Below are 22,864 nucleotides of genomic sequence, written 5' to 3'. Positions count from 1 at the left end.
TATGTCCGTGAAAAAGAATTCCGTTAAAGCCTGGTTCAAAAGCGGTTCGCCGTGGATCTGGATGAACGCCGGGGCGGTCTCCATTGCGGTGATCATGACCCTGGGTCTGCTGGCGGTGATCGCTACCCGTGGTCTGGGGCACTTCTGGCCGGCTGACATCATCGAAGCCGACTACCAGGTGCCTGGCCAGGAAGTCCGCGTCATGGCCGGCGAAGTCACCCAGATCGAGGAAATCCCTCGTGCTCGTCTGGCTGCCTCCGGTTTGCCGGTTGCCGCCGAAGGTGGCGAGTTCATGACCCGCGAGCTGCTCAAGGTCGGTAACCGTGATCTCTACGGTGCCGACTTCAGCTGGGTCGTCGGCGAGTGGCTGAGCAACCCGCGCACCCCGGAAACCCTGACCGCTTTCGAGCGCCGCGAGTGGGGCAACCTTTATGGTTACCTGCTCAACGTCAAAGAGAATGGCCAGCTGGTTGCCGAGGGTGACGCTGCCTGGCCTGCACTGCAGGAGCGCCTGGAGCGCGTCGATGAGCTGCATGCTCAGGTGGTGCGTCTCGAGAAGCGTGACATCGGCCGCATCAACGCCGGCCTGGAGCGTATCCGTCTGCAAACCCGCAAGCTGGAACTGCAGGGCAAGCTGGACGCCGTTGCCCAGGCTGATCTGGACGCCGAGCGCGCCCGCTGGGACGCTGAATACAAGGTCCTGGAAACCGAGCTGAATGGTCTGTACCAGGCCTTCAACCGCGACAGCATCACCGTGCGCTCGGTCGACGGCCGCGAAGTGGACGTAACCCTGGGCAAGGTGGTCCGTGCCTATCGGCCGAACGCCATGTCGACCATGGGCAAGCTGCAGTTCTACGGCGCCAAGCTGTGGGAGTTCGTCAGCGACGAGCCGCGTGAAGCGAACACCGAGGGCGGGATCTTCCCGGCGATCTTCGGTACCGTGATGATGACCCTGATCATGGCTGTGATCGTCACCCCGTTCGGTGTCATCGCCGCTATCTACCTGCGTGAGTACGCCAAGCAGGGGCCGCTGACGCGGGTCATCCGCATCGCGGTGAACAACCTGGCTGGTGTACCGGCGATCGTTTACGGCGTATTCGGCCTGGGCTTCTTCGTCTATGTACTGGGTGGCTCGATCGATGCGCTGTTCTTCCCGGAAGCCGCACCGGCGCCCACCTTTGGTACGCCAGGCCTGCTCTGGGCCTCGCTGACCCTGGCGATCCTCGCCGTACCTGTGGTCATCGTTGCCACCGAAGAAGGCCTGGCGCGGATTCCGCGGGCCCTGCGTGAAGGCTCTTTGGCGCTTGGCGCGACCAAGATCGAGACGCTCTGGCGCGTGGTGCTGCCGATGGCCAGCCCAGCGATGATGACCGGGCTGATCCTCGCCGTAGCCCGTGCTGCCGGTGAAGTGGCGCCGCTGATGCTGGTGGGCGTGGTCAAGCTGGCGCCGAGCCTGCCGGTAGACGGTAACTACCCCTACCTGCACCTGGACCAGAAGATCATGCACCTGGGCTTCCATATCTACGACGTCGGCTTCCAGAGCCCCAACGTCGAGGCGGCGCGGCCGTTGGTATACGCCACTGCGTTGTTGCTGGTGCTGGTAATTGCGGTGCTCAACCTCACCGCCGTTTACCTGCGTAACCGCCTGCGGGAAAAGTACAAAGCCCTGGATCATTGAATCTGAGCCGCACGCCTGCAACACAGGCGTGCGATTCTTGACTTATAGCCTGTAGCTTGCAGCTTGCAGCTGTGAACGGGAGTGAAGCCATGCAACATGAAGCACATACCCACGGCATCGATATTTCGGCCCTGGGCCGCGAAAAGCAGAGCCTGGACCTGAGTACCGAAACGGTGGCGATCCAGGTGCCCGGCCTGAACCTGTATTACGGTGAAAAGCAGGCGCTGTTCGACGTCAAACTGAACATCCCCAAGCAGCGCGTGACCGCCTTTATCGGCCCGTCCGGCTGTGGCAAGTCGACCCTGCTGCGTACCTTCAACCGGATGAACGATCTGGTCGACGGTTGCCGCGTGGACGGCGAAATCAACATCGACGGCACCAACATCTACCGCAAGGGCGAAGACGTCGCCGAGCTGCGTCGCCGCGTGGGCATGGTGTTCCAGAAGCCCAACCCGTTCCCCAAGAGCATCTACGAGAACGTGGTGTACGGCCTGCGCATCCAGGGCATCAACCAGAAGCGCGTGCTTGATGAGGCCGTGGAATGGGGCCTGAAAAGCGCGGCCCTGTGGGATGAGGTCAAGGACCGTCTGCACGAGTCAGCCCTGGGCCTGTCCGGCGGTCAGCAGCAGCGTCTGGTGATTGCCCGTACCGTGGCGGTGCAGCCTGAAGTGCTGCTGCTCGACGAACCCTGCTCGGCACTCGACCCGATCTCCACGCTGAAAGTCGAAGAGCTGATCTACGAACTGAAATCCAAATACACCATCGTGATCGTGACCCACAACATGCAGCAGGCGGCACGGGTCTCCGACTACACCGCGTTCATGTATATGGGCAAACTGATCGAGTTCGGTGACACCGATACGCTGTTCACCAACCCGGCGATGAAGCAGACCGAAGACTACATCACTGGCCGCTACGGTTGATCAAACTTCGTAGGGTGTCGCGGGGCCGCCTAGGCCGCGCGCACCAAAGGGCCGGTGCGCATGGCGCACCCTACATGCAGCGTTCGCGGAGCGAATTGGAATGATCAACAAAGATAACCTTACCCAGCACATCTCCCAGCAGTTCAATGCCGAGCTTGAAGAGGTGCGCAGCCACCTTCTGGCCATGGGCGGCCTGGTCGAGAAGCAGGTCAACGACGCCGTGACGGCGCTGATCGACGCCGACTCCGGTCTGGCCCAGCAAGTGCGTGAGATCGACGACCAGATCAACCAGATGGAGCGCAACATCGACGAGGAGTGCGTGCGCATTCTTGCCCGTCGTCAGCCGGCTGCCTCCGACCTGCGCCTGATCATCAGCATCTCCAAATCGGTGATCGACCTGGAGCGCATCGGCGACGAAGCGACCAAGATCGCCAAGCGTGCCATCCTCCTTACCGAAGAAGGTGAAGCGCCGCGTGGTTACGTCGAAGTGCGGCATATCGGCGACCAGGTACGCAAGATGGTGCAACAGGCGCTGGACGCCTTCGCCCGCTTTGACGCCGATCTGGCGCTGTCGGTGGCGCAGTACGACAAGACCGTCGACCGCGAATACAAAACCGCTCTGCGTGAGTTGGTGACCTTCATGATGGAAGACCCGCGTTCGATCTCGCGCGTGCTGAACATCATCTGGGCCCTGCGCTCGCTGGAGCGCATTGGCGATCATGCACGCAACATCGCCGAACTGGTGATCTACCTCGTGCGTGGCACCGATGTTAAGCACATCGGCCTGACCCGCATGCAGGAAGAAGTGCAGGGTGGCAACAAGGCCGAGTGATCGGTTTTAACGCCGGGTTGATGCATTTCGGTTGGCCTTTGCCCGGGTGCCGCGACTATGCTTATGGCCATTCGAGGGGAGTGGCCGATGAGTAAAGTCAGTGTGTTGGTGGTGGATGACGCGAACTTTATCCGGGACCTGGTGAAAAAGGGCCTGCGTGATAATTTTCCCGGCGTGCAGATCGAAGAAGCCATCAACGGGCGCAAGGCCCAGCAGTTGTTAGGCAAGCAGAGCATCGACCTGATTCTCTGCGACTGGGAAATGCCCGAGATGTCGGGGCTGGAGCTGCTCAGCTGGTGCCGCTCTCAGGACGCGCTCAAAACAGTGCCCTTCATCATGGTCACCAGCCGCGGTGACAAGGAAAACGTCGTCCAGGCCATCCAGGCCGGCGTTTCCGACTTTATCGGCAAGCCGTTTTCCAACGAACAACTGGTCACCAAGGTCAAAAAGGCCCTGAGCCGTGCAGGCAAGCTGCAGGCGCTGATGTCCGGTGCGCCACCAAAAATGCTCAGCAGCGGTGGTTTTGCCAACGACTCGCTGGCCGCGTTGACCGGCGGTAAACCCCAGGTACATGCGCCCGCTGCCGCCGTTAGCTCGCCACTGTTCGCGGCGCCTGCAGCGAGTGCTGCTCCGGCCGCTGCGGCCAAACCGCCGGCTGGCCGAGGCCAGGGTCAACTGCGCCTGCCGGGCGGTAGCATGGCCTGCATCATCAAGGCGCTGAGCCTCAAAGAGGCGCTACTGGTGGTCAAGCGCGGCGAGCTGCTGCCCCAGGTGCTGGAAAGCGCCGTGCTCGACCTGGAACAAGGCGAGGGCGGTGAGGAAGTCGCACGGCTCAATGGCTACCTGCATTCCGTTGCCGCCTTCGAGCCCAAACCCGACAGCGAGTGGCTGCAACTGAGCTTCCGCTTTGTCGACCGCGACCCGCAAAAACTCGATTACCTGTCCCGGCTGATCGCCCGCGGCACGGCGCAAAAGCACTTCAGCCCCGGTGCTTGAGCTCCAGGCTAACGCCATACGCGTACGTTCGGCGATTGTCGCCGGCCTGCTCCTGGCGTTACTCGCCGGTTGCAGTGGGCGGGTGCAGGAACAACCTCCGACCCGCCATCCTGATGTGGTCCGCGCGCAACTGCTGCGCCTGATGCCAGCGACGGTGACAGACCGCCAGGGCTGGGCCAACGATATCTATGTAGCCTTTGCCGACCGCGAGCTGGAGGCCAGCGACAGCCAGCTCTGTGCGGTGCTGGCGGTGATCGAGCAAGAGTCCACTTATCGCGCCGATCCCCCGGTGGCCGGCCTGGCGACCCTGGCCCGACGCGAGATCGACCAGCGTGCCGAGAAGCTGCATATCCCGGCCTTTCTCGTCGATACCGCGTTGCGGCTCAAGTCGCCGACCGGCGAGCGCTATGCCGAGCGCCTGGCTAAGGTGCGCACGGAAAAAGCCCTGAGCGCGATCTTCGACGATTTCATCGGCATGGTGCCCATGGGGCAGCAACTGTTCGGTGGCCTCAACCCGGTGCGTACCGGCGGGCCGATGCAGGTCAGCATCGAGTTTGCCGAACGCCTGGCCGACGACTATCCCTACGTGATCGACGGCAGCCTGCGCCAGGAGGTGTTCACCCGCCGAGGTGGTCTGTATTTCGGCATCGCCCACCTGCTCGATTACCCGGCGTCCTACAGCAGCCCGGTGTATCGCTTCGCCGACTTCAATGCCGGCTGGTACGCCAGCCGCAACGCCGCGTTTCAGCATGCGGTAAGCCGGTTGTCGGGCATCACCCTGGCTCTGGACGGCGACCTGATCATCCACGGCTCGCGCCAGGCCGGGCAGACCGAACGGGCAGTGCGCAGCCTGAGCGCTCGCCTGGACCTCAGTGATGTGGCCATCCGCCGAGATCTGGAGCGCGGTGACCGCCAGGACTTTGAGGACAGTCGACTATACGATCGCGTCTTCGCCCTGGCCGACCAGCTTGAAGGCCGCAGCGTGCCGCGTGCGCGGCTACCGGGCATCGTCCTGAAGAGCCCGAAAATCACCCGCAACCTCACCACCGCCTGGTTTGCCGAGCGGGTCGAGGCGCGCTGGAAAAACTGCCTAGGCCGCGCCAAGACCGGCTAAAAGAATCGCGACACGAATCTCTGTCGCTCTTTTGTAGGAGCGAAGGGGGCGCCTAGCCTTTATTCGCGATAGATCTTGAGAACGCTGCAGAAGCCGCGGCTAAAACGGGCACCGCCCGCCCCCCTTGATGCTTGAGATGCCCACAGGCTCTGTGTCTCCAGTCGCAAAGCCGAGAAGCGCGACTCGCCTGCCTGTGCACAGGCTGCTACGCTGACTCTCCCGGATACTCATAAACCCATAAATCCGAATGAACAGGCTAGGGCTCGCTTCTACTCCATTCACCATTGCGCAGGCCTGCGCCGTGTTGCTTCGCCACGCCGGTACCAACCTGGCGCTGCTGCTGGGCCTGCTCTGCACCGCGCCTGCGGCCATGGCGCTGACCATCTACAAATACACCGATGCCAACGGCGTGGTCACCTACACCGACCAGGCGGCGCCTGGTGCGCAGGTCTTCGTGTTTCGTGATCGCATGGTCGAGCGCCTGGATACCCAGGTGAAGCTGGAAACCAAAAAGCATGAAGCCGGCGAAACCCTGCTGGTGCGCAACGACCTGTTCGCGCCTGTGCAGGTGGAGCTGCGCCTGGAGCAACTGAGCAACGTCAGTGGCGCGCCGAGCAAACCGATCACCTGGGTGCTGCCACCGCGCAGCCAGATTCGCCTCGCCACCCTGGCTCCGCGCGACCCTTCACAGCCCCTGAGTTACACGCCCAAGCTGCGCTACGCCCTGGGTGACCCGCGCCTGGTGCCGACGCAGAAGCGCTACCCGCTGCCATGGCGCGGCGGCCCGTTCCGCCTGACCCAGGGCGCCAACGGCCAGTACAGCCACTTCACCCCCAAGGGCCGCTACGCGGTGGATATCGCCATGCCCGAAGGCACGCCCATAGTCGCGGCGCGCGGCGGCGTGGTGGTCAAGACCGAGAACAGCCAGAACGGCCGGGGCAACAACCCCTCGGGCAACTACGTGCGCATCCTACACGACGACGGCACCATGGGCGTCTACCTGCACCTGATGCAGGGCTCGGTCAGCGTCGCCGAGGGCCAGCACGTGGCCGCCGGCAGCCAGATCGCCCGCTCCGGCAACACCGGCAACAGCACCGGCCCGCACCTGCACTTCGTCGTCCAGCGCAACGTTGGCCTGGCCCTGGAATCGATTCCGTTCGACTTCTCCCAGCCGGTCAACAGCCTGCCGAACTTTGCCGTGGGCGGCGAGTAAGCCGCAACAGCTTCTGCGGCAATACCAGGGCCGATCCACCGCGCCCTGGTCAGGCAGCTTTTTCCTAGCCTGCGACTACAAAAATCATAATTTCGCGAAAGCCCCGCTCTGCACAGAATGCGCCGAACACCGCCCGCCTTGTTGCGACTGCGGATTCGCCATGATCAGAAGCAGAGTAGGCACGCCATGACCGACCTTAAGCAACCCGCTTTCCCGCCACGCTCGGCCAGCGCGGTGGGGCCCCTCGAAATCGATACCCTGGTGGTCGGCGCCGGCCAGGCCGGGGTGGCCACCAGCGAGCACCTGAGCCGGCATGGCGTGCCGCACCTGGTGCTGGAGAAGAGCCGCATCGCTGAAGCCTGGCGCAGCGGCCGCTGGGACTCGCTGGTGACCAATGGCCCGGTCTGGCATGACCGTTTCCCGGGTATGGAATTTCCCGACTTGGCGCCCGATGCCTTCGCCCACAAGGACCAGGTAGCCGACTACTTCGAGGCCTATGCCCGGCAGATCGCCGCACCGATCCGCACCGGCGTGGAGGTGCGGCGGGTGGTGCGCAATAGCGGGCGCGCCGGCTTTAGCGTGGAAACCTCCGAAGGGGTGATCCTGGCCAATCGCGTGGTGGTGGCCACCGGGCCGTTTCAGCAGCCGGTGATCCCGGCCATCGCCCCGCAGGATTCGGCGCTGTATCAAATCCACTCCGCCGCCTACCGCAACCCTGAACAACTGCCCGAGGGCGCGGTGCTGGTGGTCGGCGCCGGCTCATCCGGGGTGCAGATCGCCGACGAGTTGCAGCGCGCCGGCAAACAGGTCTACCTCTCGGTTGGTCCCCACGACCGCCCGCCGCGCGCCTACCGCAACCGCGATTTCGTCTGGTGGCTGGGCGTGCTTGGCCTGTGGGATGCGCAGGCCATGCAGCCGGGCAAGGAGCACGTCACCATTGCCGTCAGCGGCGCCCACGGTGGCCGCACCATCGATTTCCGCGAGCTGGCAGGGCAGGGCATCACCCTGGTCGGCCTGACCCAGGCGTTCAGTGAGGGCGTGGTGCGCTTCCAGGCCGACCTGGCCGACAACATCGCCCGTGGCGACGAGAACTACCTGGCGCTGCTCGATGCTGCCGACGCCTACATTGCCCGCAACGGCCTCGACCTGCCGGAAGAGCCCAGTGCGCGCCGGTGCCTGCCTGATCCGGACTGCGTAACGCAGCCGCTCCTCGAACTCGACCTGGCTGCTGCCGGCATCAGCGCGATCATCTGGGCTACCGGCTACGCCAATGATTTCAACTGGCTGCAGGTCGACGCCTTCGACGCCAATGGCAAACCGCGGCACCAGCGCGGCGTCGCCAGTGAGCCGGGCATCTACTTTGTCGGTCTGCCGTGGCTGTCGCGGCGGGGCTCCACCTTTATCTGGGGCGTGTGGCACGACGCCAAACATATCGCCGACCACATCGCCACCCAGCGCACCTACACCGCCTACCGTGACGCCCAGCAGCGTCAGGCCGAAGCCCAGGCCGGCGCGGCGCCCGTCAGCCTCACCGGAGTTCGCTGATGCCCACCCATACCCGCATCCGCATGTTCAACACTAAAGACACTTACCCCAATCAAACCCTGGACAACGACCTGTGCCAGGCCGTGCGCGCTGGCAACACGGTGTACGTGCGCGGCCAGGTCGGCACCGATTTCGCTGGCAATCTGGTGGGTCTGGGCGACCCACGGGCGCAAACCGAACAGGCGATGAAGAACCTCAAGCAACTGCTCGAAGAGGCCGGCAGCGACCTGTCGCACATCGTCAAAACCACCACCTACCTGACCGACCCACGCTACCGCGAGCCGGTATACCAGGAGGTCGGCAAATGGCTCAAAGGCGTGTTCCCGATCTCCACCGGTCTAGTGGTCGCGGCCCTCGGCCAGCCGCAATGGCTGATGGAAATCGACGTGATCGCGGTAATCCCGGACGACTGGCAAGCGGAGCCGCGCCCATGACCTTCTCCATCGTCGGCCGCTGCGCCGAAACCGGCCAGCTCGGTATTGCCATCAGCTCCTCCAGCATCGCCGTCGGCGCCCGTTGCCCCTGGCTGCGTGCCGGAGTGGGCGCAGTGTCAACGCAGAACATCACCCTGCCGGCCCTCGGTCCGCAGATTCTTACCCTGCTGGAAGCCGGAGAAAGCCCCAGCGCAGCCCTGAGCCAGGCCCTGGACAGCAACGGCTACGGTCAGTATCGCCAGGTCACGGTGATCGACAGCCACGGCGCCAGCGCGCATTTCACCGGCAGCGAAGCCCTCGGTGTGCACCATGCGCGGGCTGGCGAGAAATGCGTGGCGGCCGGCAATTTGTTGTCCTCGCCGGCGGTGATCGACGCCATGGTCGAGGCCTTCGAGCACGTCGCCGGCGGCCTGCCGGATCGGCTGCTGGCCGCCATGCACGCGGCCATGGCGGCCGGCGGCGAGGCTGGGCCGGTGCACTCGGCGGCGCTTTCGGTGGTGGGTGATCTGGTCTGGCCGGTGGTCGACCTGCGCGTCGACTGGGCTGACGACCACCCCATCGGCGAACTGGACGCACTCTGGCGCGCGTACGAGCCGCAACTGCACGACTACATCACCCGTGCTCTCGACCCGACCCAGGCACCGCGCTACGGCGTGCCTGGGGACGAGTAGTGACGTCCGTGGGAGGGGCTTTCGGCTCTGGCATCCTGCTTTGCTCTACCTCCTGCATCCATGCAGTCGTAGCCGCGACTTCGGAGCTGTCGCCGCTGAAGCGCCTCCCACAGCGATACCCGCGCCACCGATCAGCCATTGCCCCGGAATTGTCCCATGCCCACCAGCCGTGACCTGCTCGCCGACCTGATCGCCTTCGACACCACCAGCCGCGACTCCAACCTGGCGCTGATCGACTACGTGCGCCGTTATCTGAGCGACCTCGGTATCGACAGCCAACTGCTGTTCAACGATGAGCGCAGCAAAGCCAACCTGTACGCGCGCCTCGGCCCGCCCGGCCCTGGCGGGGTGATGCTCTCCGGCCACAGCGATGTGGTGCCGGTCGATGGCCAGGCCTGGACGGTGCCGGCCTTCACCCTTAGCGAGCGCGACGGCCGCCTGTACGGCCGTGGCACGGCGGACATGAAAGGCTTTATCGCCTGCGTGCTGGCCAGCCTGCCGACGTTTCTGCAACAGCCGCTGCGTCTGCCGCTGCATATCGCCATTTCCTACGACGAGGAGATTGGCTGCCTTGGCGTGCGCAGCCTGGTCGAACAGCTGCGCTCCAGCCCCGAGCGCCCGGCCATCTGCCTGATCGGCGAACCCACCGAGATGCGCCCGGTGCTCGGCCACAAGGGCAAGCTGGCGATGCGCTGCGAGGTCCACGGTGCAGCCTGCCACTCGGCCTATGCGCCGCAGGGCGTCAACGCCATTGAATACGCGGCCAAGTTGATCGGCCGCCTTGGCGAAATCGGCGCGCAGCTGGCCGCGCCCGAGCGCCATGACAGCCGCTTTGACCCACCGTACTCCACCGTGCAAACCGGCGTGATCAGTGGCGGCCGGGCACTCAATATCGTCCCCGGCGAATGCCGCTTCGACTTCGAGATGCGCGTCCTGCCAGCCGACGACCCCAGGCAGGTTGCCGCTGAGCTGCAGGCCTACGCCGAGCACGAACTGCTGCCGCGCATGCGCGCGGTCAGCGCCGCCAGCGACATTCGTTTCAGCGAGCTATCCAGCTACCCCGGCCTGCTCACTGACCCCGCCAGCGACGCCGCCCACCTGCTGGCGCTGCTCTGCGAGCGGGAAGACTTCAGCACCGTCGCCTTCGGCACCGAAGGTGGCCTGTTCGACGCCGCTGGCATCGCCACCGTCATCTGCGGCCCCGGCAGCATGGAGCAGGGGCACAAGCCGGATGAGTTCGTCACGCTCGAGCAGCTCGAGCGCTGCGATGCATTACTGGCTCGGCTTGCGGGGTGGGTGCAGCAACAGCACTAAGCGCTACCATTTTGTAGGAGCGAATTTATTCGCGATAGGCCTTGAGAGTGCTGAAAGCGTCGCAGCCAAAGCGGAGCACCGCCTAGCCCACGGCCGCTTACCGACATTTATTGCCGACGCGACACGGGCACTTCTTGATGCTTCAGGCGTTGTCGGCTGTTGATTAACCGATTGGGCTTGTGTGGGCGCGAAGGGCGCGCCTATTGTTTTGGCTATGTCCTCGTTATGTGTTGCACGGCGTCGATGCTTGTCGGGCGATGCTCTTGGTAGGAGCCGCGCCTCGCGGCGAATAGCGGCCATTCAGCGGTATCGCAGATAGCCCAAAGAGCTTCGCGCCGGGGCGGCGCTCCTACGGGTGTTGCGTTATAGCCTGCATAGGGCTGCTACAGCCAATTGGGGCATAGCCATTGTTTTTCAGCCCTTCACCTTAGAGCCATGACATGCACAACGAGCCAACCGCCCTGATCGTTATCGACATGCAGCAGTGCATGCAATCGCCCGCTGCTGGGGTGCGGAATAATCCTGAGGCTGAGCAAAATATCCACACGCTGCTCCACGCATGGCGGGATGCCGGCGGGCCTGTGGTCCATGTGCGGCACATGTCGCGCAGCCCAACTTCGCTGTTCTCGCCGGGGCAGCCGGGGGCCGCGTTTCAGCCTGCGCTGGCGCCGTTAGACGATGAGTATGTTGTCGAGAAGAATGTCCCCGACGCTTTCATTCACACAGGGCTGGAGCGTTGGCTGCATGTTCGTGGCATTCGTCAGTTAGTCATTGTCGGCGTCAGCACCAACAACTCCGTGGAAGCAAGCGCGCGCACGGCGGGCAACCTCGGCTTCCGAACAGTAGTCGTGTCCGATGCGACCTTTGCCTTTGGCCAAAAAGATTATGCCGGCGTGCCCCGGTCCGCTGATGAGGTGCATGCCATGTCGCTGGCGAACCTGAACGGTGAGTATGCGAGCATTATGGCGACTGCGGATGCTCTTAACCTGCTCTAGCGCGACAACCGTTGCGGCTAAAGCAGAGCGCCGCCCGACCCCTGCCGCTGACCGACACTTTATGCTTAAGGCGACACGAGGAGGTTCTCCATGCATGAGTTGCTTGCACTCGTCGGCATCACAATGGCCCTGGGCCTGGGGGCCGCCAGCCCTGGCCCCAGTTTCGTGATGGTGGCCAGGGAGGCGGTGGCTGCCTCGCGGCTCAACGCGTTCGCTGCTGCGCTCGGCATGGGCCTGGGTGGTGTACTTTTCGCCGCGGCGGCCCTGCTCGGGTTGCAGGCGATGTTTCAGGCCGTGCCGCTGGCTTATCTGCTGCTCAAGGTGCTCGGTGGCCTCTATCTGACCTATCTCGGCTACCGCATTTACCGGGGCGCCTGCGCGCCGCTGGCGGTTACGCTCACAGGCGCAGCCGCTGCCCGGCCACTGCGGCGCTCGTTCCTGCTGGGGCTGACGACCCAGCTCAGCAACCCGAAAACCGCCATCGTCTACGCCAGCGTGTTCGCCTCCTTTCTCCCAGCGGCGGTGTCCTGGTCATTGGCAGTAGGGCTGGTGCTCTGCGTTTTTGTCGTCGAGTTTGGTTGGTACGCCATAGTCGCGGCCCTGCTGTCCGCCCCTGCTCCACGACGCGCTTACCTGCACTACAAAAGCGCCATCGACCGACTGGCCGGCGCCATCATGATCGGGCTCGGTATCCGCCTCGTTAATAGTGCTGCGCAGTCTTAGACCTGGGAAAAGGGCGTGGATTTATTTTTGCGTCAGCTGTATTCGAGCAACCAATAAGTCTGTCTCTGTTTGTTCTTTTGTTGCCAGTTCAGGCTTTGCTCAAGCGGCAACTGAGCGCGCAATGGTCGGATACGCCGGTACTCAGGTGGACGTTTTCCAGCCGGTAGCCCGGTGTGTGGAATAGCCCGTCGACCATAAACGGAATGTCTCCGGCGCGGTGCAGCGAGCCGTCAATGCTGCTGGTGTGGTGCGCCGGTATGCCATCGATAAAGTGCGCGGCGATCAGGTCGAAGGTGGCGCGGCCGCGCGGGGCGTTGAAGTCGCCTACCAAAAGTAGGTCGCCAGCCTGCTGGGCTTGCGCCTGAGCCAGGCGAATCAGCTTGCCGGCACTTTCCCGCTGGTACGCCGTGGATGTGCCAAGTGGGGTCACGTTGAGGTGGGTGACGGCGATGCGTAAGCCCTGCAGGGTGGCACTCAGCATGACTTCGGCGATGCTCAATGGATCGGCTGCGCGATGACCCTGCGTGTCGAAGAAGGTGATTTCGCGAATGTCCTGCGCGCTGCCGGAGTAGTAGTCGGCAGCCACGTCCGTCAATGTGTCTGCGCGGGCGATCATACCTACGCCGACCAAATCCGTAGACCCTTCCCCCGGATGGCGCATCATTGGCGCGAAGTGCAGGCGACCGCCCATCAGCGCTTCGAAGAAGCCAATGTCGCTCTCGCAGAGCTCCTGCAGGCACAGCAGATCCGGGCGTTCACGCTTGATGAAGGCTGCGACGCGCGGCAGGTGCCTGGAGCGTTCGATGTTGATAGACGCGATGTTGAGCGGCATGGGATCAGTAGAGGACGACGGCACGGGGGGCTTCGCGAGCGATGAAAAACCGCTGCGCTGGAGTTGCCGAAGTGTACCAGAGGCCCGCGCCATCATTGTTACAGGACTGCTTCAGAGCATCCTTAGACCTACTATTTTCTAAATAGAATTGCGGCAATCAATAGGCTCAGAGGAAAAGGGTGGCAGATTTATTTTTAGGCCAGTCGGATTAGGCCAATAAATAAATCTGTCCCCTTCTTGTTCAAGGCAGGCACCGACTTAGCCGATGACTAGAAGTTTTATGCAATTACAAATCAAAATTTTTGATGCCGTAGTAGTCCAGTCTTACCTGGCAGGTCGTGCATGGACAAACATAGAAAGTACCATCTGTCCTTTTTCGCATATAGCTATGCAAGCTTTTGTCCGGGGAGTCTGGATCAGGAAACGACGTATTGCTGATGCCTAACAAACCACCGTCGCCCACTTCCATCACGTCATACATAATTTGCTTTTCAGCACACCCCGCGTTGCCTACATGGCTCCCGCCGATAAATGATACATGGTCGTCTTTATGTCGAGGGCCCGCGGGTCTTGGTTGGGCAGGGCAAAAGATTACTGGTGCGATAGGGCTCAAGGAACTCTCAATAAAATTTTTAAATGCTTGTGAGCTCGCTCCGTATTTAAGCCTCTCTCCCCGTCCATTGCCATATGTGAAATTTTGAGTCATTCCTGGCGACATCCCCAAATACAGAACAATCCCTTCTGCTTTAAGGTATTCAGAAAGTGTCAAAGGTTTCACCGGGTCACTTTTGATTATTGGTCTGTTACGAGCGAGTCCTACACCTACACTGATCACGCCGGGTTTTAAGTATCCTTCAGGATGAGCCACCGTTTTCAGCAAGCCAGCGGATCTTAGTCCTACTGACCTTATAATTGCACCATGTGCTTCTTGGAGTACTTGCCTCATTTCTGGGCTCCCTTAGAGATTTGATCCGTTTTTCTAAGATTTAAAAATTCTCACTGCATGATCTATCCAAATTTTCAATTTTTTATTGCATGGTCTTTCTTGGCGGAGGGTATTGGAGGGCAGGCCACGGTTTCCTGAGGCGTTATTCGTGGTCTGTCCCCTATTATTATGTATTTGATCAGAACTCTTGCCTTCTTCATCACGTTCGTACTGGACGCCGCCTGAACTCAACCATTATCAGGCTCTTGCGTTCAAGTAACCAATGACTCATCAAAATCTGCTGCCTTTTTTGGCGGTCCCCTTTTTACTTTTTCGAAACAAGGGTTAGGCGTCAGTGTCATCGCGGAGTAGCCGTTTTAGACGGTTGGGATAGTTGTTGAGAAAGTCCCGCGTTACCACAAAGTGCTCAGTGTCCTCAAAAGCCACCTCGCTGACCCCCGAGTCGTCAAACTGAATGATCTTTGCATGTGGGTACGAGAGCAATACAGGTGAATGAGTCGCGATGACAAATTGCGACGAGTCTTCTACCAACTGATGGATCGCGCTGAGTGCCGCAAGCTGGCGGCTGGGTGATAACGCCGCTTCCGGTTCGTCAAGGAGGTAGATGCCATCACCGCGTAGCTTGTTTACGAGCACTGCCATAAACGACTCGCCATGGGACTGGGTGTGCAATGACTTTCCACCGTATCCCCCGAGGTAGCCTGTCTCATCCATATAGGTTGCAACATTGAAGAAGCTCTCTGCCCGAAGGAAGTACCCGTCGCGAGGCTTTGGAACGCCGCGAGCCAGCCTCAGGCTGTTGTGAAGAGGCGAGATCGTTTCGGCGGTTCGGAATTGAACGCTCTTCGTTCCACCTTCAGCACCAAAGCCTAACGCTACGGCAAGTCCTTCCATGACCGTTGACTTCCCGGAGCCATTCTCACCGACAAAGAAGGTCACATTTGGGTGAAAGTCTATATTCCCGAGTTCTCGAACCGCCGGGATATTGAATGGATACGACCCGTAGTCGATTTCCGCGTCTGGACGGAAAGAGGCGTGGAGCAGATAGGGTTTTGTTCGCCGAGCCATAGCGTGAAGTGTTCCTGACGCCTAACGAATTTGTAGAAAAACTAGATAGCAAAATTTGCGCCAGAAGCTTTGGCTGTTTTAGCCAAAACCAGCATCTCTCTTGCAATATAACGTGTTCATCTCGCTCGACTCCTCCAAATTTCACATACGGCAAGGCTCTTGAATATGCCTTGAGGTTTTTCTACAGCCTCAACGTTTGGTTAAGGCGCGGGCTTTAGCCCGTCCCGGTGAGCGAAGCGAACGACTTGAACCACTAGTTAGAGCTTTTCGAGGTGGGTTTTTGCTTCGCGAAACGCACTAAAATTTTAACCGTTCGAATCGTTGCTATGAAAATAATTGCCAAGACTGATATATAAAAGGTTAATGTTGAAATTGTTATTGGCCAGAACGCTGCGCTAGCACCGTCCTTGTAGCAGTCTCCTAAGATTCTTGGGCACCCTATGTATAGATAATAAAGGCCGGCACAGAATCGTACTGATAGTGCTAGAAATGATATGGCTAACCACAGCCTTATGTTTTTCGGATGCATGTCTGGCTCTAACAGTGATTAGACCGAATTCCTCATTAATTCATTATGAGAGAATTTCATATAACGACGCCGCCTTCCCTAGCCGCTTTTATAAAGCCCTTTCCTATCAAGCAGTTACCACTCCCGCCAAAACCGACCCCGTATTCGCGTGACTTCCACATTTTGTGCAGCCATGACGACCACGCTCCATCCATGCCCGATAAAGAGTCGGCAAGCGATGTTGAGTCAGATCTATGACGTGGAGGGAGATACGAGCTTTCGAGAGGGTGTCGCGCATTCCAAGCTCCTTTTGGCTACGACGGGCCAGCGGTGCTGGCAATTGGCAGGATCCTTCGCTTCGACCTTAGCATTCGCCGCAAAAACGGCAAGCAATGCGTGAGGGTTATCCTCACACGCCTGATCCATGCCGATTGGCTTGAAGCTGCCGTGTTATCCGGCGCTAGTTTCGCGACACAAATAATTGGTCGCCATCTGTAGGCGCGAAGGGGACGCCTAGCCTTTATTCGCGATACTCCTCGAAAGCGCTGAAAGCGTCGCGGCTAAAGCGGAGCGCCGCCCGGCCCCTCCCACGTAGCCTGGCATTGACAGAGATTTGATTCATGTCACGGCACTGGGCTGAGCCGCTAGCTCATCACGCCCCAAGCCAGCGGCGTCTTACTTTTCCAGGCTCGCGGGCGTCTGTTCTGCCTCACCCTGCGGCGCGGGCGCCAATTGCTCCTTGCAGTAATCCACAAACAACTGCGCCGGCTTGGTCAGTTGTGCGCGCTTGAGCCAGGCGGCGACCAGGCCGGAGCCGGTAACGTCTTCGCTGATATTGACGCAGACCACGCGTTTGCCGTCGTAGGTGATGTCGCTGTGCGGACGGGTGACCAGGACGGAGAAGCCGAAACCTTGGCCGACCATGCCGCGGACCATTTCGATGGAGGGTGAGCTGAAGACGATATTCGGGCTCAGGCCCAGCTCTTCGAAGATGCTGACGAAGTAGGTGCGGCTCGGCAATACGTCGAGCAGGATCATCGGTTCCAGCGCCAGGTCGCGCAGCGAGACCTGGGTTTGCCCGGCAAAGCGATGGCCTTCAGGTAGCAGGGCGTAGGGGCGCTGCGGCGGCATCAGCGGTTCGGTTTCGATGGTGCTGTCGAGGTCGTGTTCGTAGAAGATCGTCAGGTCGAAGCGCCCGCCGGTCAGGCCCTGCACCAGTTCCTGTTGTTCGCCATCGTGCAGGCGTATTTCCACGCCGGGGTAGCGTTGGCCGAAGCCGGCGATCAGGCGCGGCAGGATCAGCGGGGCGACAGTTTCAAAGCAGCCGATATCGATTTGCCCGGCCACCACGTCGTTGTCGGCCAGGGCGTTTTGCTCGAACTCGTGGGCCATGCGCAGCAGCTTTTGCGCCTTGCGGTAGAAGCGCGCGCCGCTGGGCGTCAGCGAAACGCCCTGGGCGTGGTGGCGAATAAACAGTTGCACGCCGAAGCTTTCTTCCAGGCCCTTGATCGCCGTGGAGATCGACGGCTGGGCGATATACAGCTTGCGCGACGCCTCGGCGACGCTGCCGCACTCGACGGTGGTGACGAAGTACTTGAGTTGACGCAGGGTATAGGCAGCCACACGGAACCTCGGTAGAACGCTTGTTTATGCCTCACCTTACTCCCCACGGCCAGGTAACCGGGCAGCGGTGGGGTGAGGATTTTGCTGGGCAGCGGCGATAAATTTCCTGGCCGCTGCGGGCATGGCTTCTGCTTGCAAGACCCATACACGCTTATTCGAGGAACCGTCTTATGCGCCTGGCCCTCTGGCAAACCCAGGGTTTTCCCGCCGATGTCGATGCCAACCTCAAGGCCCTGGAACCGCAGATGCAGGCTGCCGCCGCCGCAGGTGCGCAGGTGTTGCTGTGCCCGGAGCTGTGGTTGGGCGGCTACCAGGTGCCCGAGCAGATGGCGGCGCTGGCCGAGGCCGCCGATGGCCCGGCGGCGCAACGCCTCGCGGACCTGTGTTGCGAACACGGGCTGGCGCTGTGTTACGGCTATGCCGAGCGTCACCCGGCCGGCGGCAAGCCGTACAACTCAGCGCAGTTGATCGACGCCCAGGGTCAGCGCCTGGCCAACTACCGCAAGGCGCATTTGTTCGGGGCGATGGAGCGCGAGTTGTTCACGCCTGGTGAGGGTTTTGAGGCGCCGGTGCTGCTCAATGGTTGGCGCGTGGCGTTGCTGATCTGCTTCGACGTGGAGTTCCCCGAGGCGGTGCGCAGCCACGCCCTGGCCGGCGCCGAGCTGGTGCTCATACCCACCGCGCTGACGCCCGAATACCGTGTTGTGCCGGAACTGATCGTGCCGACCCGGGCGGTGGAAAATCAGCTGTTCGTTGCCTACTGCAACCACAGCGGGGTGGAGAACGGCCTGGCCTTTCTCGGTGGCTCCTGCGTGGCCGCGCCGGATGGCGAGCGCCTCGGTGTCTTGGCTGGGGGCGAAGGCGTGCTGGTGGTCGACCTGGATCGCAGCCAGCGCGAAAGCTGGCGCGAGCGTTTTCCGTACCTCGAAGGGCGGCGCCCGGCACTGTACGGCGAGCTGCTCAAGCGCTGAAAAGGTGCGCCCTGAGCGCTGCGTTCTGCTGGATTGGTTCTTGCCTGGCCAGGCTTTTCGGGGGCTGGCCACAGGCGTGCACGCTTAACTGGCGTGCGGCACCGAAAGGGTGCGTGGGTGACCAGCTTTTTCGTATGTCCCGGCGACATTTTTAATATTTTTCCTATCCCCAGGCTTGCGCCACCATCACTGCGCAACGGCCAACCGGTACAAGGGGATAGTGGTGCATACACTCAGCGACTGGCAGCAACGCGCCCGGCAGCAAGCCTTTATCGCACAGGCCATCATTGGTGGTCGCCGTGTGGCGGCGCAGTCTGGCGCGACCTTCGCGGCCATCAACCCGGCCACCGGCCAGGTGCTGGCGCAGGTCGCCGCCTGTGGCGAGGCCGAGGTCGAGCTGGCCGTGCGCAGTGGCCGTCAGGCGTTCGCGGCTGGCGTCTGGTCGCAGCGCACACCGGTCGAGCGCAAGCAGGTGCTGCTGCGCCTGGCTGAGCTGATTCTTGAGCACCGCGACGAACTGGCGCTGCTCGACTCGCTGAATATGGGCAAGCCGGTGATGGATGCCTGGAACATCGACGTGCCCGGCGCCGCCGGCGTGTTCCGCTGGTATGCCGAGAGCCTCGACAAGCTCTATGACGAAGTCGCCCCCAGCGCGCGCAACGTGCTGGCCACCGTGACCCGCGAGGCCCTGGGTGTGGTCGCCGCTGTGGTGCCGTGGAACTTCCCGCTGGACATGGCCGCCTGGAAGCTCGCCCCGGCCCTGGCCGCCGGCAATTCGGTGGTGCTCAAACCCGCCGAGCAGTCGCCGTTCTCCGCCCTGCGCCTGGCCGAGCTGGCCCTGCAAGCCGGCTTGCCGGAGGGCGTGTTGAACGTGGTGCCGGGTCTCGGCGAGCAGGCCGGCAAGGCGCTCGGCTTGCACATGGATGTCGACTGCCTGGCCTTCACCGGCTCCACCGAGGTGGGCAAATACTTTATGGGTTATTCGGCGCAGTCCAACCTCAAGCAGGTCTGGCTGGAGTGCGGCGGCAAGAGCGCCAACCTGGTGTTCGCCGATTGCCAGGATCTCGACCTGGCTGCCGAGAAGGCCGCCTTTGGCATCTTCTTCAACCAGGGCGAGGTGTGCTCGGCCAACTCGCGCTTGCTGGTCGAGCGCTCGATTCACGATGAATTCGTTGAGCGCCTGCAGGCCAAGGCCCGCGACTGGCTGCCCGGCGACCCACTCGACCCAGCCAGCCGTGCTGGGGCCATCGTCGAGGCGCGGCAGACGGCGCGGATCATGGGGTTTATCCGCGGCGCCGAGGCCGACGGTGCGCGCCTGGTCTGCGGTGGTCAGCAGCTCACCTTCAATGGCTCGGACAATTTCATCGCGCCGAGCATTTTCACCGGCGTGAGCGCCGACAGCCGCCTGGCTCGCGAGGAAGTGTTCGGCCCGGTGCTGGCGGTGCTGCCCTTCGACAGTGAGGACGAGGCCGTGGCCCTGGCCAATGACAGCGTCTACGGCCTGGCCGCGTCGCTGTGGAGTGATGACCTCAACCGCGCCCATCGCGTGGCCCGCAACCTGCGCGCGGGCACCGTGTCGGTCAATACCGTGGACGCGCTGGACGTCAGCACGCCTTTCGGTGGCAGCAAGCAATCGGGCTTTGGCCGCGACCTGTCACTGCATGCGTTCGACAAGTACACCCAACTGAAAACCACATGGTTCCAGCTGCGCTAACGGCGCGGCGCACCCTACGGTTGGCGATCCACCCTAAGATTCCACGGAGACCTTGCGATGACTGCCCCGCAGCACACCACTTCGCAGTACCAGGCGCTGGATGCGGCGCACCACATCCACGCCTTTCTCGACCAGAAGGCGTTGAACGCCCAGGGCGCGCTGGTGATCGCCAAGGGCCAGGGCCTGCACCTGTGGGACACGGACGGCAAGCGTTACCTGGACGGCATGTCCGGCCTGTGGTGCACCGCCCTGGGTTATGGCCGCGCCGACCTCAACGCCGCCGCCACGCGCCAGTTGGCGGAGTTGCCGTACTACAACCTGTTTTTTCACACCACTCACCCACGGGTGATCGAGCTGTCCGAGCTGCTGTTCAGCCTGTTGCCCAAGCACTACAGCCACGCCATCTACACCAACTCCGGCTCCGAGGCCAACGAGGTGCTGATCCGCACCGTGCGGCGTTATTGGCAGATTCTTGGCCAACCGCAGAAGAAGGTGATGATCGGCCGCTGGAACGGTTACCACGGCTCCACCCTGGGCAGCACCGCGCTCGGCGGCATGGGCTTTATGCACGAGATGGGCGGCATGCTGCCGGATTTTGCGCATATCGGTGAGCCCTACTATTTCGCCGCAGGCGGCGAGCTGAGCGAGGCCGAGTTTGGCCTCAAGGCCGCCCGTGAGCTGGAGGCGAAGATCCTCGAACTGGGTGCCGAGAATGTCGCGGCCTTTGTCGCCGAGCCGTTCCAGGGTGCTGGCGGGATGATCTTCCCGCCAACCAGCTACTGGGCCGAGGTGCAGCGCATCTGCCGCCAGTACGACGTGCTGCTGTGCGCCGACGAGGTGATCGGCGGTTTTGGCCGCACCGGCGAGTGGTTCGCACATCAGCATTTTGGTTTCCAGCCGGACACCCTGACCATCGCCAAGGGCCTGACCAGCGGCTACATCCCCATGGGCGGGCTGGTGCTCAGTGCGCGCATGGCCGAGGTGCTGGTGCAGCAGGGCGGCCTGTTCGCCCACGGCCTGACCTATTCCGGGCACCCGGTGGCGGCGGCGGTGGCCATCGCCAACCTCACAGCGTTGCGCGACGAGAAGATCGTCGAGACGGTGAAGAACGACAGCGGCCCTTACCTGCAGAAGCTGCTGCGCGAGACCTTCGCCGAGCACCCGCTGATTGCTGAGATCCAGGGCTCCGGCCTGGTTGCCGCGTTGCAGTTCGCCGAGGACAAGGCCACTCGCAAGCGCTTCGCCAACGAGCACGACATCGCCTGGCACTGCCGCACGGTCGGCTTCGACGAGGGGCTGATCATCCGCTCGACCCTGGGCCGCATGATCATGGCGCCGGCCCTGGTGGCCAGCCACGCCGAGCTGGACGAACTGGTGGACAAGACCCGTCGTGCAGTGGACCGCACCGGGCGCGAGCTGAACCTGCTGTAAGCCGAAGGCGAGGAGTGGATTTATCCGCGAATTCGCGGCTGAAGCGGAATGCCGCCCAGCCGCTCCTACGAACGCGACAGGCATTACCCGAAACCGCCCCGCAGAGGGCGGCGAAGAACCAGGCGCCGATCCAACGAGGCCGGCCCATGCACATGCAATTCGGCCATTGGCCAAACCCTGCCCCACGCAAACCAACAACGAGCCAACAGGCTGTGGGAGTGCTTCATGAAATCGTCCTTGCGCCACCGTATCGCCCGCTCTTTTGCATGTTCCGCCCTGGCCGCCGGCATGGCTGCCAGTGCCCAGGCCGGCACCCTGACCCTGGGGCACACCACCTGGGTGGGCTACGGCACCCTGTACCTGGCCCGCGACCTCGGCTACTTCAAGGAGGCCGGTCTCGACCTGCAACTGACCACCATCGAGGAAGCCTCGATGTACATGGCCGCCCAGGCCTCGGGCAAGTTGTCCGGCTCGGCCTCGACCATCGACGAGATCCTCAAGTACCGCTCCAAGGACTTCTGCTTCAAGGCGGTCGCGGCGCTGGATGAGTCCCACGGCGGCGACGGCATCGTGGTGCAGAACAACATCGCCGATATCCAGGGCCTCAAGGGCAAGTCGGTGGCGGTCAACGAAGGCTCGGTGTCGCAGTTCTGGCTGAGCTACCTGCTCAAGCAGGCCGGCATGAGCATGGCCGACATCGAGGTGCAGAACATGACCGCCGATGACGCCGCCTCGGCCTTTATCGCCGGCCACGTACCGGCGGCGGTGACCTGGGAGCCGAACCTGACCATGGTCAAGCAGAAGGGCAACGGCAAGGTGCTGATCGACAGCGCGGCCACCCCGGGGGTGATTGTCGACGTGGTGGCGTTGTCCTGCGAGGTCATCGAGCAGCAGCCAGACGACGTCAAGGCGCTGGTCGCCGGGCTGTACAAGGCGGTGGAGTACACCAAGACCCACCCGCAGGAGGCCTACGCAATCATGGCCAAGGGTGTGGGCGGCTACCTGTCCAAGCCGCAAGACCTGGCCGAAGCGGCCAAGGGCGTGAAGTTCTACGACCAGGCCATGAGCGAGAAGCTGCTCGGCACGCCGGGTAAGCCGGGGGATATCGCCGGCATTATCGAACTGGCCAACGAGACCTGGAGCACCCTGCAGGGCAAGCCCTATGCGGTGAGTTACGAGGACCTGGTGGATACCGCGTTCGTTACGCCATAAGCGTTTCGCTCCCCTCTACGCAGAACTCGCCCTGTGGGAGGGGCTTCAGCCGCGACCGTCGCCGCTGAAGCGCCTCCCACGGATGCAGGTTGATGCCGAAGGGAGAGGGGCCTGACTGCAC

General features: G+C 62.2%; 20 protein-coding genes. 16 read left to right on the top strand and 4 right to left on the bottom strand.

Going from position 1 to position 22,864, the window contains the following annotated elements:
- Position 1 precedes the first annotated feature (1 nt).
- The 12 genes from pstA to BMW49_RS06725 all read left to right on the top strand — a co-directional run bounded on the left by pstA (position 2) and on the right by BMW49_RS06725 (position 12,438).
- Entirely contained in the window at positions 2-1,678 is a 1,677-nt protein-coding gene (gene pstA, locus BMW49_RS06780) for a phosphate ABC transporter permease PstA (protein WP_167362780.1), read from the top strand.
- Between the two features lie 89 nt (positions 1,679-1,767).
- Positions 1,768-2,601 carry a phosphate ABC transporter ATP-binding protein PstB gene (gene pstB / locus BMW49_RS06775; protein ID WP_069516571.1) on the top strand — a complete coding sequence of 278 codons (834 nt, stop codon included), beginning with the start codon at positions 1,768-1,770 and terminating at the stop codon, positions 2,599-2,601.
- Positions 2,602-2,701: 100 nt separating this feature from the next.
- Complete coding sequence (gene phoU / locus BMW49_RS06770) at positions 2,702-3,433, top strand: phosphate signaling complex protein PhoU (protein ID WP_069516570.1); 732 nt, start codon at positions 2,702-2,704, stop codon at positions 3,431-3,433.
- A gap of 87 nt (positions 3,434-3,520) precedes the next feature.
- Positions 3,521-4,429 (top strand): response regulator, encoded by a 909-nt coding sequence (locus tag BMW49_RS06765; protein ID WP_069516569.1) that lies wholly within the window; start codon positions 3,521-3,523, stop codon positions 4,427-4,429.
- Entirely contained in the window at positions 4,422-5,543 is a 1,122-nt protein-coding gene (locus BMW49_RS06760) for a DUF1615 domain-containing protein (RefSeq protein WP_279627079.1), read from the top strand. Before BMW49_RS06765 ends, BMW49_RS06760 begins: the two co-directional genes overlap by 8 nt.
- Positions 5,544-5,871: 328 nt before the next feature.
- Positions 5,872-6,756: a peptidoglycan DD-metalloendopeptidase family protein gene (locus BMW49_RS06755; RefSeq protein WP_256539300.1), complete on the top strand. Its 885-nt coding sequence runs from the start codon at positions 5,872-5,874 to the stop codon at positions 6,754-6,756.
- Between the two features lie 186 nt (positions 6,757-6,942).
- On the top strand, positions 6,943-8,301 hold the full coding sequence (locus tag BMW49_RS06750) for a flavin-containing monooxygenase (protein ID WP_069516568.1): 1,359 nt from the start codon (positions 6,943-6,945) through the stop codon (positions 8,299-8,301).
- Positions 8,301-8,735, top strand: coding sequence for a RidA family protein (locus BMW49_RS06745; protein ID WP_069516567.1), 435 nt, complete (start codon positions 8,301-8,303; stop codon positions 8,733-8,735). The genes BMW49_RS06750 and BMW49_RS06745 overlap by 1 nt, the downstream gene beginning before the upstream one ends.
- A complete protein-coding gene (locus BMW49_RS06740) occupies positions 8,732-9,406 on the top strand; it encodes a DUF1028 domain-containing protein (RefSeq protein ID WP_069516566.1) in 675 nt (224 codons plus the stop codon). The genes BMW49_RS06745 and BMW49_RS06740 overlap by 4 nt, the downstream gene beginning before the upstream one ends.
- A gap of 156 nt (positions 9,407-9,562) precedes the next feature.
- Positions 9,563-10,720 carry an acetylornithine deacetylase gene (gene argE / locus BMW49_RS06735; RefSeq protein ID WP_069516565.1) on the top strand — a complete coding sequence of 386 codons (1,158 nt, stop codon included), beginning with the start codon at positions 9,563-9,565 and terminating at the stop codon, positions 10,718-10,720.
- Between the two features lie 440 nt (positions 10,721-11,160).
- Positions 11,161-11,715: a cysteine hydrolase family protein gene (locus BMW49_RS06730; RefSeq protein WP_069516564.1), complete on the top strand. Its 555-nt coding sequence runs from the start codon at positions 11,161-11,163 to the stop codon at positions 11,713-11,715.
- 90 nt (positions 11,716-11,805) lie between these two features.
- The gene (locus tag BMW49_RS06725; protein ID WP_069516563.1) at positions 11,806-12,438 is read left to right on the top strand and encodes a LysE family translocator; all 633 of its coding nucleotides are present in this window, start codon (positions 11,806-11,808) and stop codon (positions 12,436-12,438) included.
- Positions 12,439-12,526: 88 nt separating this feature from the next.
- Here BMW49_RS06725 and BMW49_RS06720 read toward each other — a convergent pair whose 3' ends face one another.
- The 4 genes from BMW49_RS06720 to BMW49_RS06710 all read right to left on the bottom strand — a co-directional run bounded on the left by BMW49_RS06720 (position 12,527) and on the right by BMW49_RS06710 (position 17,415).
- Complete coding sequence (locus BMW49_RS06720) at positions 12,527-13,294, bottom strand: endonuclease/exonuclease/phosphatase family protein (RefSeq protein WP_167362779.1); 768 nt, start codon at positions 13,292-13,294, stop codon at positions 12,527-12,529.
- A gap of 262 nt (positions 13,295-13,556) precedes the next feature.
- Positions 13,557-14,216, bottom strand: a complete 660-nt coding sequence (locus BMW49_RS24460; protein ID WP_139133787.1) for a hypothetical protein — start codon at positions 14,214-14,216, stop codon at positions 13,557-13,559.
- Between the two features lie 324 nt (positions 14,217-14,540).
- A complete protein-coding gene (locus BMW49_RS06715; RefSeq protein ID WP_069516561.1) occupies positions 14,541-15,284 on the bottom strand; it encodes an AAA family ATPase in 744 nt (247 codons plus the stop codon).
- 1,183 nt (positions 15,285-16,467) lie between these two features.
- Complete coding sequence (locus BMW49_RS06710; RefSeq protein WP_069516560.1) at positions 16,468-17,415, bottom strand: LysR family transcriptional regulator; 948 nt, start codon at positions 17,413-17,415, stop codon at positions 16,468-16,470.
- A gap of 170 nt (positions 17,416-17,585) precedes the next feature.
- On the opposite strand from BMW49_RS06710, the gene BMW49_RS06705 reads away from it, so the two are divergent.
- The 4 genes from BMW49_RS06705 to BMW49_RS06690 all read left to right on the top strand — a co-directional run bounded on the left by BMW49_RS06705 (position 17,586) and on the right by BMW49_RS06690 (position 22,743).
- Positions 17,586-18,386 (top strand): carbon-nitrogen hydrolase family protein, encoded by an 801-nt coding sequence (locus tag BMW49_RS06705; protein ID WP_069516559.1) that lies wholly within the window; start codon positions 17,586-17,588, stop codon positions 18,384-18,386.
- 223 nt (positions 18,387-18,609) lie between these two features.
- The gene (locus BMW49_RS06700; RefSeq protein WP_069516558.1) at positions 18,610-20,100 is read left to right on the top strand and encodes an aldehyde dehydrogenase; all 1,491 of its coding nucleotides are present in this window, start codon (positions 18,610-18,612) and stop codon (positions 20,098-20,100) included.
- A 57-nt stretch (positions 20,101-20,157) separates the two neighbouring features.
- Complete coding sequence (locus BMW49_RS06695) at positions 20,158-21,531, top strand: aspartate aminotransferase family protein (protein WP_069516557.1); 1,374 nt, start codon at positions 20,158-20,160, stop codon at positions 21,529-21,531.
- A 225-nt stretch (positions 21,532-21,756) separates the two neighbouring features.
- Positions 21,757-22,743 (top strand): ABC transporter substrate-binding protein, encoded by a 987-nt coding sequence (locus tag BMW49_RS06690; protein ID WP_069516556.1) that lies wholly within the window; start codon positions 21,757-21,759, stop codon positions 22,741-22,743.
- The last annotated feature ends 121 nt before the right edge of the window (positions 22,744-22,864 follow it).

It is taken from the genome of Pseudomonas cuatrocienegasensis, from assembly GCF_900110925.1.
GTDB classification, from domain to species: Bacteria; Pseudomonadota; Gammaproteobacteria; order Pseudomonadales; family Pseudomonadaceae; genus Aquipseudomonas; species Aquipseudomonas cuatrocienegasensis.
This window is presented reverse-complemented; position numbering and strand designations above follow the sequence as displayed.

Bases quoted from the DNA above. Each gene is read 5' to 3' on its own strand.
- BMW49_RS06745 (WP_069516567.1), top strand. From the start codon at position 8,301: ATGCCCACCCATACCCGCATCCGCATGTTCAACACTAAAGACACTTAC.
- BMW49_RS06725 (WP_069516563.1), top strand. From the start codon at position 11,806: ATGCATGAGTTGCTTGCACTCGTCGGCATCACAATGGCCCTGGGCCTG.
- BMW49_RS06690 (WP_069516556.1), top strand. From the start codon at position 21,757: ATGAAATCGTCCTTGCGCCACCGTATCGCCCGCTCTTTTGCATGTTCC.
- argE (WP_069516565.1), top strand. From the start codon at position 9,563: ATGCCCACCAGCCGTGACCTGCTCGCCGACCTGATCGCCTTCGACACC.
- phoU (WP_069516570.1), top strand. From the start codon at position 2,702: ATGATCAACAAAGATAACCTTACCCAGCACATCTCCCAGCAGTTCAAT.
- BMW49_RS06740 (WP_069516566.1), top strand. From the start codon at position 8,732: ATGACCTTCTCCATCGTCGGCCGCTGCGCCGAAACCGGCCAGCTCGGT.
- BMW49_RS06705 (WP_069516559.1), top strand. From the start codon at position 17,586: ATGCGCCTGGCCCTCTGGCAAACCCAGGGTTTTCCCGCCGATGTCGAT.
- BMW49_RS24460 (WP_139133787.1), bottom strand. From the start codon at position 14,216: ATGAGGCAAGTACTCCAAGAAGCACATGGTGCAATTATAAGGTCAGTA.
- BMW49_RS06765 (WP_069516569.1), top strand. From the start codon at position 3,521: ATGAGTAAAGTCAGTGTGTTGGTGGTGGATGACGCGAACTTTATCCGG.
- pstA (WP_167362780.1), top strand. From the start codon at position 2: ATGTCCGTGAAAAAGAATTCCGTTAAAGCCTGGTTCAAAAGCGGTTCG.
- BMW49_RS06715 (WP_069516561.1), bottom strand. From the start codon at position 15,284: ATGGCTCGGCGAACAAAACCCTATCTGCTCCACGCCTCTTTCCGTCCA.
- BMW49_RS06730 (WP_069516564.1), top strand. From the start codon at position 11,161: ATGCACAACGAGCCAACCGCCCTGATCGTTATCGACATGCAGCAGTGC.
- BMW49_RS06695 (WP_069516557.1), top strand. From the start codon at position 20,158: ATGACTGCCCCGCAGCACACCACTTCGCAGTACCAGGCGCTGGATGCG.
- BMW49_RS06750 (WP_069516568.1), top strand. From the start codon at position 6,943: ATGACCGACCTTAAGCAACCCGCTTTCCCGCCACGCTCGGCCAGCGCG.
- pstB (WP_069516571.1), top strand. From the start codon at position 1,768: ATGCAACATGAAGCACATACCCACGGCATCGATATTTCGGCCCTGGGC.